This window comes from Pseudomonas sp. LS2P72 (assembly GCF_054897865.1).
Genome location: NZ_CM142708.1, coordinates 3,626,107 through 3,640,133, shown reverse-complemented (window position 1 = coordinate 3,640,133; position 14,027 = coordinate 3,626,107). Strand labels below are relative to the sequence as shown.

The window sequence follows — 14,027 nt, the reverse complement described above, 5'->3', positions numbered from 1 at the left end:
TGATTGTTTGTGGTCTAGCTGTGTTGATCCAAACTAGTTAGAACTGAACAAATCCAACGAATCAGAAGTCTAAGGGGTCGATGATGATTCGTGGCATCCAATCTTCTTGAATCGCATCCTCCTTGGGTAGCGGCAGCGTAAGCACCTCATCGAATGCGGCATCGGTGAACGCTGCATTAGCGTCACTTTCAATGCCAAAGTCATCATCTTGATCTTCAGGCAGCCCTCCCTCTTTTTTCAGCCTTTTGTAATCCGCTGTTTGCTGATTGGCCTCATCGATAATCCGAAGTTGTTGTTCTATGGCATGGCCTGCATATGGATCATCTATCATGCCATTCGCCACCACCCCTGGGAGCTTCTTGTGTTGCCGGAATGTCTTGTCAATCCTGTAGGCCTCATAAAGCGTTGGCAGCCCCGCTCGGGTATATGTGCAAGGCACCTTTATGAACACCCCATTAAGTAATACCCATATTTCAGAAAGATCCCACTGATCGTAGCGTATATCTACTTCACTATTGCGGAATTCATTTAGGACTTCCGAATCATAACGACGAGCAGAAAAATTTATTCCGTATGGGTGTACCGTTAACCGATACTCAGATGGTAAAAAATCGATCAAGAACCTTCTTTCATCTTCTTTTGGGACTATTGGTACGCCTTGCTTTGCATAATAGTCCCACGCTTGACTCGGTGTACATTTCAGTTCTCTGTGTTTTATTCCGTGGTATGCAATCACCTCGTGCATGACCCAATCATAGATTTGATAAATGTCCAGTGAGGCGTCTTTTTCGGTTGAAAGATATTTTCGCTCCCCCACATTTCTACCCGTAGCCCCAGGTACGAAACGGACGTGGCCCATAAAGGTACCAATGACACGTTCAATATGACCTCCATACCACTTTTTGTCTTTGGGGCGATGGATCCAGTCGATCCCCCAATGATCTTTACACTTCTGAAGCAGGGCCTTACTGATGAACTCTGCAGCATTGTCTGTACGTATACACTTCATCAATCCGAAATAAGCATACTCAAGTGGATCAATACCGAGCTTCCTGAGCCAATCATCCTTCCTGAGCACCGCAAAGACCAATGCGTTCTGAACGGTTTGGATATTCGGGTTACTCATACTGATGTAGAAACCCAGGATCACCCTAGTGGTCATGCAGATCAACATTGTAATCCAAGGGCGGCCAACGATTACGTCACGATGAATATGATGCACTGCCAATACATCAATTTCGGTATGATCCATCTGAACGTCGCTAAGTATATTCCCAACCTTAGATTTCTTACCTTTCCTCCTATGCTCTTGATCACCTTCGTCTTTACCTAGCTTACGATAGTCTCGTTCCTTTATAGGCTTGGATTTGATAAATTTGGTCACCACATAAAGTGTGGGCTCAGGAATGTTTATGCGTTTAGCAAACCTCCCTGCGTACCTGGCAACATCTATATATGAAGCGCCTGGGCCTCTCCATCTCCTGTCGTATGCGCGTTGCAATACCTCTTGGAGTAACGGAGATGCTCGAATGAGACCTCGGCGGGGCCCTCTCTTTTTTCGTACGAACTCACGCGCCCCATACGTAAATAGCTTGTCTTCGGGAGAATCCTTCGTCTCAATGCCCGACTCGACGAAACTTTTCTCACCCTCTACTCTTCTGTATATCTCGTAGAGTTTAAAAAACTGAGAACGACCAACCCTTAATCTTTTCATCACCTCTTCGCGCGACTTACTGCCAGCGTGATATTTTCGAAGAAAATTTTTTCTTTTCTCCGCGAGCTGCCGTTCTTGCTCACTAACGTCATCGTCCTCGATCGGTTTAATCGACTCTTCTTCGAACTCAACGCCACTAGCAATCCAAGGATCAGGGATCGGAGTGTATTTAGATTCGATCTTGGTTTTATCAGGTGATCTGCCTTCTAGTTTAGCGGGAAGCTCTTTCAAATTGCGCTCCTCTTCGTAAGACTGGTCATTGATTATCACGCAGAAAAAGTTATGCCAGATTACCTAAGTTCGCAAGTCGATAACCTACTGGCAATATGAAGGCTGCCTCTGGCTGCCGATTGAAAACCACTGGTGATATATACAACGAGTATATTATATATTGACAAATGCAAAATAATGAAATCAGACCAAAATTAATTCTTTTATATTAATCAACTACGGAATAGCCCGACAAATCATCATCTTATGATTAATTTTATGATTTTTACGAAAATTGATAGGAGGTTATTTCATGAATTAAATGCCTTATAAGTATGAGCATTAATTTTTAATAGACTAATTCCGAATTGTTCTAACAGACATTTTAATTTTCTCAAAAAAAATGAAGCTCGAACCAGCAACTAACTTTATCTCAAGACAATTGAGTACACAATTAGTTGGCAGAGCAGTCCCGGCCATTGCCAATTTGACGCGTGGACTGGTCGTTTACCGTCCTATACGTAGCGGATAGCCGTCGCATCGAAGCGTTCGACGCCTTTAGATCAGGTCACTTCCAGATGAATCGATTATGGTGGTGCAATGGCATTAATCGTGGATCGATTGGCAGCCAACCAGGCTGTCCAGAACATGACGGCATAGACAGTGACAATTTAACTGGACTTCAGAAAACGTGGAGTAATTTATGAGACTTCGGATTCTGAAATCCGATTAATTAGCGCTGAAGAAAATTTCCTTTTTAAACTCATAGAGTTAGCGGAGTCCAGTTATCTCTCAGTGCTCACAGCAATCACCACTACCCCTATCAAATCGCTTTCCTCTTGATATCTCCAGCAATCAATAATCATGTAAATGCAGCTTCGGCTTCGGCTTGGAGTTCGATGGCAGGCATCCAGATTAAAGCGTCAGCGAACTTCCCGTACGGGGCATTGAAGAACCTTATGGATCTCAGAAATCACCTGCATCGTTGCGTCTTCGATCGTTCCTTCATTACGGCATAAAACCCAGCCGTGATCTGCAATCGCTCGCTCGAACGCCTTGGTACAAGCGACATGTTCTTCCAGCTTATGGATCACAGTACTGCTCAGCCCACGCCGCCGTGCCGCTGCCCTCGCCCATGAAATTTCAGGGGCGGTGACAACCCCGACATGCAGGTCTGGCACTCGTACGTTTCGATCAATGTTCAACTTCAGAATCTCTGCAAACGGGACTATCCGGCGAAAAGCGGCATCAGACGGGTACCAGCGATCGATCAAGATGATGCTGCCTGGTGGCTGTTTAGTCAGCACGTGCTGGGAAATCCAGGTACGGCTATCAGCAAAGCGCTCACAAACCTCCAATTCCAGATCCCGGGTGGGATTTCTGACGAGTTTGTTAACGAGGATCATTGTTTCACCCCTATAGGGATCGCTTTTTTTCTCGCAAAGTCGGATCACCTTTTTGTTGTCTGCCCTCAGTGCTTTCGTAACGGCCTCCAACAGTGTGGTTTTGCCGGCTCCCTTGGGCCCATCTAGAGAAACAAACAGCGGACGATTCATTCTTCACATGACGATTGATATACGGTTTTTTTTGCCCTGTTCGTTCGCTGGAACCGCTTGCGCGACGACGCGAATCGAGTGGAAGGCCCTTATGAACAGACATTGATGAACACTCTAACCTCATTTCTGACTGACGGGGCTCAAATCCAGGGTTACAGCTGCTTGGGTGCCTCGAACTTCCTCGTCGGATTATCCATAACGGTCAAATGCGCTGCCTTTCAAGGTTGCCAGGGAGAAAAACGGTCTAATCCCTCGTGGGGTTCAGGAATACACTTAATAAGAGGCTCCTGGCCAAATGTGTTTAGGGGGCCTTCCAAGCATCTACTTTCCAGGAGCTTCCCCACCCGCGTCTGACAAAAGTCATTTGGCTGACTCCCGTCAAGGTATGTCGCCATGTTATCGACTCTGGAACTACGCCATCTCGTAGAGCAAAGCTTCCTCCCGAATCGCTGCGACTGTACGGTCGATCCAGCTGCGGCGCTGACCGTTCGTTTTTATCAGGGCACCTCCAATCAAGAAATCCTCACTGTCACCGGGATCTCGATTGCCCCGCTCAACAACGGTTTTGCCATCGAGACCCTGATCGCAGATCTGCGAAGCGACCTCGAACGTGTCAGCGCTGCCACTCCTTGCTACTCGGCAAATCCTTCTGGCAAAAGGTAGTGGCGAAAACGAAGGTAATAAAAAGCCCGGCATCAGGGTCGGGAACTGTCAGCACGGCCGCTATTTCCCTATATTTCGCCGCTCACGCCCTCCACTGCTGCATTGCTTCGCTAACTGAGCGAGCGTCAACAGAACATTACTTTTCCGAAATCCCTTACAACCGCTAATCAGTTAGTTCGGTTTTTTGACGCTTCCCCGATATGCGGTCACAACTTTTGCGCTCCGTTGGGTCATAACACGGTAGCTGTCGATGGAATATTGGCATTTATCGAGGTTTCCGCCTGATACGGAGATAAGCTCATGATTTTCAATGTACAAAATTTTGGCGCCAAAGGAGATGGCATTACTGACGACACGGCCGCGATACAAAGTGCGATTGATGCAGCGGCCGCTGCAGGCGGTGGGCAGGTGTATATGCCCACCGGAACTTATATCGTCTCGGGAGGTGAGGAACCCTCCGACGGTTGCCTGATGCTCAAGAGCAACGTCTACCTGTACGGCGACGGCATGGGCGAAACAACCGTCAAAGTGGCTGACGGTTCCGACACCAAGATCACGGGGGTCATCCGCTCGGCCTATGGCGAGGAAACCCACGACTTTGGCGTCAGCAACCTCACCATCGACGGCAACCGTGACAACACCACGGGCAAGATCGACGGTTGGTTCAACGGCTACATTCCCGGCGAAGCAGGCTACGACTCCAACGTCACCCTCGACAGCGTCGAGATCAAGGATTGCTCCGGGTACGGTTTCGACCCCCACGAGCAGACCGTCAACATGGTCATCAAGAACAGCGTGTCCCACGGCAATGGCCTGGATGGCTTCGTGGCTGACTTCCTCAGCGACAGCACCTTCGAAAACAACGTCGCCTACGACAATGACCGCCACGGTTTCAACGTCGTCACCAGTACTCACGACTTCACCCTCACCAACAACGTTGCCTACAACAATGGCGGCAATGGCATCGTGGTGCAGCGCGGCAGCGAGGACATCCCCTCCCCCAGCAACATCACCATCACCGGTGGCGAGGTGTATGGCAACGGCGCCGAAGGGGTGCTGATCAAAATGTCCAGCGAGGTGACCGTCAGCGGCGTCGAGATTCACGACAACGCCAGCGCCGGGATCCGCATCTACGGCAGCAACCACGTCGAGATCATTGACAACACGCTCAACAACAATTCCCTGGGCAGCCCCGTACCGGAAATCATCATCCAGTCCTACGACGATACCCTCGGCGTGTCCGGCAAGTACTTCAACGGCAGCGACAACACGATCCAGGGCAACATCATCATCGGCAGCAATCTGTCGACCTACGGTGTTGCAGAGCGCAATGAAGACGGCACCGATCGCAACGCCATTATTGGCAACACCATCAGTCACACCAGCAAAGGTGCCACGCTGGTCTATGGCGACGGCAGCTACGTCAGCGCCACGGTGCCGATGACCACCGTGCAAGGAACGGCTGGTAACGACACCCTGCTGGGCAGTGACGCCAGCGAAATTTTCTACGGCGGCGCCGGCAACGACACCATCAATGGCGGGGCCGGTGGCGACATTCTGGTGGGGGGGGCAGGCATCGACAAACTCACCGGCGGTACCGGCGCCGACACGTTCCGTTTCGTCGCTCAGTCCGACAGTTACCGCAACGCAACCACAAGTTTCGATGACACCATCACCGACTTCGACGTCACCCAGGACAAGATCGATCTCGCCGGCCTCGGTTTCACCGGCCTGGGCAATGGCCGTGGCGGCACCTTGCAAGTCAGCTCTAGCGCCAGCAATGACCGCACCTACATCAAGGACTACGATGCCGACGCCAGCGGCAATCGCTTCGAGTTGATTCTCTCGGGCAACCTCGCCAGCACCCTGACCGCCAACAATTTCATCTTCAATCGGGTGGTCACCGGCACCAGTGGCAGCGACTCGCTGCTGGGTAGCGATTCGGCCGACACCTTGCTTGGCCTCGCGGGTAACGACAGCCTCAGTGGCGGCGCGGGTGACGACAGGCTCGACGGCGGCGCCGGTATGGACACCCTCACCGGTGGCGCCGGGGCGGACACCTTCGTGTTCTCCAACCGTCTGGACAGTTACCGCAACTACAACACCGGCGGCGCCAACCTTGGCGACCTGATCACCGACTTCGATATCACTGCCGACAAGATCGACCTCTCGGCCATGGGTTTCACCGGCCTGGGCGATGGCAAGAACAACACTGTGTACGTGGCGCTCAACAGCGCCGGCACCAAGACTTACATCAAATCCCTGACCGCCGACGCCAATGGCAACCGCTTCGAAGTGGCGCTGGACGGCAACTACCTCAACACGCTGACCAGCGCCAATTTCGTCTTCGCCTCGACGTCACCGACCAATCAGGCGCCGGTGCTGGCCACGGCGATGCTGGATCAGAACGCGACCGAGAACACCCCGTTCAACTACGCGGTGCCGGCCACCAGCTTCACCGATCCGGATAATGACAGCCTCAGCTACACCGCGACCCTGGCCGATGGCAGCGCCCTGCCCGCGTGGCTGAGTTTCAATGTCACCAACCTGACCTTCACCGGCACACCGACCAGCACTGCGTCCGGCAATTACAACGTACTGGTCAAAGCTACAGACCCGGCCGGTGCATCGGTCAGCGACAGCTTCGCCCTGGTTGTGGCTGATGCGCCCGCCAACACCGTCACCGGCACCAACAATGCCGAAACCCTCAACGGCACGGCGGGCGCAGACCTGATCCTCGGCCTCGGTGGCAACGACACAATCAAAGCCGGCACCGGTGCGGACATCGTCGACGGCGGCGCCGGACGCGATTCACTGTACGGCGGCGACGGTGCCGACACCTTCCGCTACACCAACGCGCTCGACAGCTACCGCGACTACGACACCGGAGGTGTCACGGCCACCGACACGATTTATGACTTCACCGTGGGCGTCGACAAGATCGATGTTTCGGGCCTGGGCTTGATCGGCCTCGGCGACGGCAGCAATGGCACGTTGTACGTTACCCTCAACGCGGCCGGCGACAAGACCTACATCAAGTCCTCCGAGGCCGACGCCGATGGCAATCGCTTCGAAATCGCCCTCAGCGGCAACTACCTCAACACCCTGACCGCCAGCGACTTCGTGTTCGGCGAGCGCGTCCAGCAGGACATCCTCTACGTGCCCACCCTCGGCCAATCCAATGCGCGCTTGCTACGCATGACGGAGGACGACAATCAGTCCGGCACCTCGATGCTGGTCAACGACCTGGACCGCTACACCTCCTATGATGTGCGCAGCCAGTTCACCGATGCCGATGGTAACGGCATCGACATCGCGGTGGGCGGCAGCACGGTTACTGGCCTGTCGACGCTCAGCGCCGAAGAACTCAAGTTGTGCTGGTGGCTGACCGACACCAACCAACCCGGGCCTGCGCTGTTGCGCGCCGTGACGCTGCTGCGGGACCAGCTCACCGAACTGCAATCCATCAATAACGTCACCATGGGCATCATTTGGGGCCAGGGCGAGGAAGCCGCCCAGGAGATCGCCCGCGCCACGGACAAACCAGCGGCAGCAGCGGCCTACAAGGCTGCGACCCTGAAGGTGTTTGATTACCTGCATGCCCAGCTCGGCAACTTCAGCGTGTACATGATGGAAACCGGTCACTACGCACAGGACGCGGCGCGTACCCGTGGTTATTCGGAAGACAAGATTGCCTCCATCGTCGAGGGGGTTGGTTATGTCCGCGCCGCCCAGGAAGCCATCGCCGCCGAGCGCGCCGACGTCAAGCTGGCGGTCGACTACACCGACCTCCCCTTGCGTCACGAAGTCGATCCGCTGGCGTATCCCGACGATGTCTGGCACCTGCACGAGGAATCGGCGGAGATCGTCGGCCAGCGCCTCGCCGATTACATTGCCAATGATCTTGGCTTCCAGGGCAATCCCAACGACAACAACAGCGTGCAGGCCATTTTCGACAACGCTCAGAACATGATTTCCGGTACCGACCAGGCGGATACCCTGGTGGGCAGTTCGGGCAACGACACACTGGATGGCGGCCTGGGTGCCGACACCATGACCGGTGGCAATGGCAACGACGTCTATGTGGTCGATAACGCGTCCGACCGCGTGGTGGAAACCAACACCTCGACCTCGCAGATCGATACGGTGCTGGCCTCGGTCAGTTGGACCCTGGGCGCCAATCTCGAGAACCTGGTGCTCACCGGCGTGTCGGCCATCAATGGCACCGGCAATGAGCGGCACAACTTCATCACCGGCAATGCCGCCAATAACGTGCTCGATGGTGCCGCAGGGGCCGACAGCATGAGCGGCGGCGATGGCAATGACACCTACTATGTCGACAACGCCGGCGACGCAGTGATCGAAATCAACAGCAACGCGGCGCCTGGAGGAATCGACAGCGTGCACAGCAGACTGGCGGCTTATACCCTCGGTAACAACATCGAGCGTCTTTACATCGATAGCACTGGCGCCGCCAATGGCACGGGCAACGCGCTGGACAACACGCTGTTCGCCGGAGCCGGCAACAACGTGCTGGACGGGCGCGATGGCATTGACACGGTGTCCTATGAACGCGCCCTGTCCGGCGTTACCGTAAATCTTTCGACGTCAGCGCAACAAAACACCCTGGGGTCCGGGCTCGACACCTTGAAATTCTTCGAAAACCTGACGGGTAGCGCCTACGCCGACAGTCTGTCGGGCAACAGCGTCGCGAACGTTCTGAACGGTGGGGCGGGCAACGACACGCTGGTGGGCGGTTCGGGCGATGACCGGCTGATTGGTGGTGCAGGCACCGACAACCTCACCGGTGGCACCGGCGCGGATACCTACGCGTTTAGTGCGCTGTCGGACATGGGCGTCGGGGCTTTGCGCGATGTGATCAGCGGTTTCAAGAGCACCGAGGGTGATCATCTGGATTTCACCGGCCTGGATGCCAACCCGCTGACCACCACCGTCGACGCCTTCACGTTCATCGGCAGCAACGCCTTCGACCCCACCAACGCCACCGGCCAACTGCGCTTTGCCGATGGCATTCTCTACGGCAGTGTCAACGCCGACGCCACCCCCGAGTTCGAGTTCGAACTGGTGGGCGTCCAGGAGCTGCACGCCAGCGACTTTACAGCTTGACCTCTTGTGGGAGCGAGCCTGCTCGCGAAGACGGCGGTACATCCAGCATGGAGGCTGATTGACCGACCGCTATCGCGAGCAGGCTCGCTCCCACATGTCATTCCTCTTTGAAGGCCGCAAGCAAGCGCTCACGCAAAGGTTTCATCAGGTAGTTCATCAAGGTGCGTTCCCCCGTCACCACCGTGACATCGGCGAGCATGCCGGGGCGCACCAGCAGGCCGGCGGCCTGCAGCGAGGCGACGGTGTCGGCGGGAATTTCGACCTTGGCGGAAAAGTACGGCTGGTGCGTCTGTTCATTGATCAACTGGTCCGCCGACACCGTAGTTACCGTGCCGGTAATCGTCGGCGTATCCACCCGTTGCAGCGCGGTGAAATGCACATGCACCGGCAGACCCGGGCGCAACTTATTGGCCATCAGCGGCTCGAAACGCGCGGTGATCGCCATCGGCGCATCCAGCGGCACCACCTGCATCAGGGTTTGGCCGGCCTGCGCAACACCCCCGACCGTATGAATGTTCACGTCCATGACCTGCCCGGACACCGGCGCACGAATCGCACCGTTGTCGACTTCAAACTGCAAGGCACGAATCTGATCGTCATAACCTGCGGCCTCGGCAGAGACCTCGCTGAGCTGGGTTTCGGCATCGCGGCGAAATTCCTGCTGCGTCTGCAAGGCCTTGAGCCGGCTTTCATTGATCGCCTGGCGGGTCCTGCCGACATCGCCCACCCCGGAGGCAATCTGCCCGGCCAATTGGGCTGCATTGCGCTCGGCCTCGAAGAGTTTATTGCGCGGAATGTAGCCTTCACGGGCCAAACCACGCAGGCCTTCCAGCTCCTGCTGCTGGAAGCGCATCTGCGTGTCGTAGTTGCGCTTGACGCCTTCATAGCCGAGCAATTGCTGCTGCAATGCCGCGACTTCGTGTTCGTTGATTTGCAAGCGACTGCCCAGCTCTGCGCGGCGAGTCAGAAACAACTGGCTCTGCAAGGCCATGGCCGCCTTGACCCGCGGCTCGTGCGCATGTTCCAGCAATTCAGCGGGCCATTGGATCTCGGCTGAGCCCAGGCGCTCGGCAATCAACCGCGCCTCGACGCTGCGATCGTTGAGCAACTTGCCCAAGGTCACGTCCAGTTGCGACTGCGCCTGCACCGTATTGAGCTGCACCAACAACTGTCCCTGGGTGACGCGGTCGCCATCGCTGACCAGCAGCTTTTCCACCACCCCGCCGACCAACGACTGCACAGCCTTGCGTTCGCCCGCCACCACCACGGTGCCGCTGCCGACGACACCCTGGTCGAGCGGCGCCAGGCAGGCCCAAAGCAGAAAGCCGCCCAACGTCAGGACCAGAAAACCCACACCATAGCGCGCCGCACCGCCGGCGTCGGTACTGGCGCTGGGCAGCGCTGTGGTGTTGCGCACGCTCAGGCCTTGCTCGGTTTGTGCCTCACGGGTCAGATCAAACATCTTCGCCAGCCCCCCTGACCACGGCCGTTCTAGGCACCGGCATCAATGCCTTGAGCACCCGATCCCGTGGGCCGAATGCTTGTTGAGTGCCGTCCTTGAGCACCAGGATGTGATCGACCACCGCCAGCACATTAGGCCGGTGGGTAATCAGCACCACAGTGCTGCCAGCAGCCTTGAGCGCACTGATGGCCTGCACCAGTGCCAGTTCTCCGGCTTCATCGAGGTTGGAGTTGGGCTCATCGAGCACGATCAGTGACGGGTGCCCATAGAGTGCTCGAGCCAGGCCGAGGCGTTGCTTTTGTCCACCGGACAAGCCAAGCCCGCCGGGGCCCAGCGGCGTGTCGTAACCCTTGGGGAACCTCAGGATCATCTCGTGAATGCCGGCGTGACGCCCGGCGGTGATGATCTTGTCGGCGTCCTGCTCGCCGAAGCGCGCAATGTTATCGGCCACACTGCCGTCAAACAGTTCGATGTCCTGCGGCAGGTATCCAAGGTGCGGGCCCAGGGCGTCGTGGGACCATTGACTGATCTCGGCGTCGTCCAGGCGCACCGAACCGCCCATGGCCGGCCATACGCCGACCATCGCCCTGGCCAGCGTTGATTTACCACTGGCGCTGGGGCCGACGACGGCGAGCACATCCCCTTTGGTCAGGCTGAAATTGATGCCCCGCAGGATCGGTTGCGAGACGCCTGGCGGGCCGACATACAACTGCTCCAGGCGCACCGCGCCGGTGGGCGGCGGCAAAGGCATGCGCAGGCGCTCGCGCGGATGCTGGGCAAGCAGTCCGCTCAGGCGCTGATAGCTCTGGCGGCCGGCATTGAATTGCTTCCACGAGCCAATGGCGATTTCCACGGGCGCCAGGGCACGCCCCAGCAGCAGCGACATTGCAATCATCATGCCTGCCGACAATTGGCCTTCAAGCACCAGCAACGCCCCCAGACCCAGGGCCAGGGACTGTCCGGAGATGCGCACGAATCGGGTCATCGAAGTGATACGCGCGCCGCGGTCGCTGGCATGGGCCTGGGCGGCAATGATCCGTTGCTGCAGCAGGCTCCAACGCTGGCGCAACGGCCCGAGCATGCCCAGGGCCTGGATGACTTCGGCATTGTGCAACGTGCTGTTTACATAGATCGAGGACTGCACGCCCAGGCGATTGGCTTCGCCCAGACGCGCTCGAGTCGCCAATTCGCCCCACAGCGCCAGGCCGATCAGCACCAGGGCCAGAACCAGCGTCAGCACGCCGAACCAGGGATGAAAGATGAACGCCACCAGCAGGAAGATTGGCAACCACGGCGCATCGAGCAAGGCGATCAGGCCCTGGCCGGTGATCAACTGCCGCAGCGTCGCCAGGTCGGTGAGCACCTGCGCCGGGTTGGCGTTGTGCTCGCGCAGGCTGCGGGCGAAGGCGGCGTCGAAAATCCGCTCGCCCAAGGCATCGTCCAGCCCCGCGCTCATGCGAATCATCACCTCGCCGCGCGCCCACTCGATCAGGGCGCTGAACATGAACAGTCCCAGGGCGATCAAAGTGAGCATGAACAAGGTGGTTTCGTTGCGGCTGGTGAGGACCCGGTCGTACACCTGCATCATGTAGAGCGCCGGCACCAGCACCAGCAGGTTGATCACCCCACTGAACAGCGCCAGCGACCAGAACACTCGGCGATAGCTTAATAAAGCGGCATCAATGTCATGACGCGGATCGAGAAGCAAACCCATAGAGTGTCGCCCGCAAAAGAAATAGTCAGTTCAAGACGCAATCCATCGCGGGTTTTTTTAGCCCCAAGGCATTGGAGAAAACACTAAACGTAGCCGGATGCGCCGCTATCAGAGACGATCCTCGTCGCTTCAGGCGCCAGTTACTGACCACGCAACCACGGGTTAGTGCCGGTTCGACGGGCTGGGTTTGCATGTGGGTGACGGGCGGGAATGTTGCATTCCCCATTACGCACAAACCAAAACGCCGCTCAAAGAGCGGCGTTTTTGCGTATGGAGCGAGAAACTCGATTCACCCGAAGGTGGCGAGCCTCAAGCGTTTCAGCTCCACGGACGATCTCCATTCTCGTCCTTGATGCGGGTCGGCAGGCCCATCACATCCAGCGCCTTGAGGAACGGCTCAGCCGGCAACTCCTCGACGTTGGCCATGCGCTGCACATCCCACTCGCCACGGGCGACCAGCAAGGCTGCGGCCACGGGTGGCACGCCTGCGGTATAGGAAATGCCCTGGCTGTCAGTTTCCGCATAAGCGTCTTCATGATCAGCCACGTTGTAGATGAACACCTCGCGCGGCTGGCCATCCTTGGTGCCCTTGATCAGGTCGCCGATGCAGGTCTTGCCGGTATAGCCGGGCGCCAGCGAGCTCGGATCAGGCAGCACGGCCTTGACCACTTTCAGCGGCACGACTTCCAGGCCTTCGGCGGTCTTGACCGGTTGCTCGGAGAGCAGGCCAAGGTTCCTGAGCACGGTGAACACATTGATGTAGTGCTCGCCGAAGCTCATCCAGAAACGCACGTTGGGCACGTCGAGGTTCTTCGACAGCGAGTGCACTTCATCGTGGCCGGTCAGGTACAGGTTCTGCGCGCCTACGACCGGCAGGTCGTCGGTGCGTTTGACTTCGAACATCGTGTTGCTGGTCCACTGACTGTTCTGCCAGCTCCACACTTGTCCGGTGAATTCGCGGAAGTTGATTTCCGGGTCGAAATTGGTGGCGAAATACTTGCCATGGGAACCGGCGTTGACGTCGAGAATGTCGATCGAATCAATACGGTCGAAATACTGTTGTTGCGCCAGCGCTGCATAGGCGTTGACCACACCCGGGTCGAAGCCCACGCCGAGAATGGCGGTAATGTTCTTCTCTTTGCACTCTTCGAGGTGGTTCCACTCGTAGTTGCCATACCAGGGCGGCGTCTCGCAGACTTTGCCCGGTTCTTCGTGAATGGCGGTGTCCAGATAGGCCACGCCGGTATCGATGCAGGCGCGCAGCACCGACATGTTGAGGAAGGCGGAGCCGACGTTGATGACGATCTGCGATCCGGTTTCGCGGATCAGCGCCTTGGTCGCTTCGACATCCAGGGCGTTCAGCGAGAAGGCCTGGATTTCGGCGGGCACTTTGAGGCTGCCCTTGGCCTTGACGCTGTCGATGATGGCCTGGCACTTGGAGATGTTGCGCGACGCGATAGCAATACGACCGAGTTCATCGTTGTGCTGCGCGCACTTGTGGGCCACCACCTTGGCGACACCTCCTGCACCAATGATAAGCACGTTCTTCTTCAATTTTTCTCTCTCTCCTTCTCTTGCCAG

The 14,027-nt window shown here is 56.8% G+C and carries 7 protein-coding genes; 2 read left to right on the top strand and 5 right to left on the bottom strand.

All coding sequences use genetic code 11. The annotated features are described in order from the left end of the window. Positions 1–61: 61 nt before the first annotated feature. Together ACYZUA_RS16640 and ACYZUA_RS16635 are read right to left on the bottom strand one after the other, a co-directional pair. Positions 62–1,945, bottom strand: coding sequence for a transposase (locus ACYZUA_RS16640; RefSeq protein ID WP_461959729.1), 1,884 nt, complete (start codon positions 1,943–1,945; stop codon positions 62–64). Positions 1,946–2,847: 902 nt separating this feature from the next. Next, on the bottom strand, positions 2,848–3,480 hold the full coding sequence (locus tag ACYZUA_RS16635; RefSeq protein ID WP_461959728.1) for a dTMP kinase: 633 nt from the start codon (positions 3,478–3,480) through the stop codon (positions 2,848–2,850). 393 nt (positions 3,481–3,873) lie between these two features. Between ACYZUA_RS16635 and ACYZUA_RS16630 the strand changes: the two genes are divergently transcribed. Next, positions 3,874–4,143, top strand: a complete 270-nt coding sequence (locus ACYZUA_RS16630; RefSeq protein WP_461959727.1) for a DUF1652 domain-containing protein — start codon at positions 3,874–3,876, stop codon at positions 4,141–4,143. A gap of 300 nt (positions 4,144–4,443) precedes the next feature. Further along, a complete protein-coding gene (locus tag ACYZUA_RS16625) occupies positions 4,444–9,270 on the top strand; it encodes a M10 family metallopeptidase C-terminal domain-containing protein (RefSeq protein ID WP_461959726.1) in 4,827 nt (1,608 codons plus the stop codon). A 97-nt stretch (positions 9,271–9,367) separates the two neighbouring features. Here ACYZUA_RS16625 and ACYZUA_RS16620 read toward each other — a convergent pair whose 3' ends face one another. The 3 genes from ACYZUA_RS16620 to ACYZUA_RS16610 form a co-directional block, all read right to left on the bottom strand. Beyond that, positions 9,368–10,732 (bottom strand): HlyD family type I secretion periplasmic adaptor subunit, encoded by a 1,365-nt coding sequence (locus ACYZUA_RS16620; RefSeq protein ID WP_461959725.1) that lies wholly within the window; start codon positions 10,730–10,732, stop codon positions 9,368–9,370. Further along, positions 10,725–12,446, bottom strand: a complete 1,722-nt coding sequence (locus ACYZUA_RS16615) for a type I secretion system permease/ATPase (RefSeq protein WP_461959724.1) — start codon at positions 12,444–12,446, stop codon at positions 10,725–10,727. The genes ACYZUA_RS16620 and ACYZUA_RS16615 overlap by 8 nt, the downstream gene beginning before the upstream one ends. Positions 12,447–12,764: 318 nt before the next feature. Then, positions 12,765–14,000 carry a saccharopine dehydrogenase family protein gene (locus tag ACYZUA_RS16610; protein WP_461959723.1) on the bottom strand — a complete coding sequence of 412 codons (1,236 nt, stop codon included), beginning with the start codon at positions 13,998–14,000 and terminating at the stop codon, positions 12,765–12,767. Positions 14,001–14,027 lie beyond the last annotated feature (27 nt).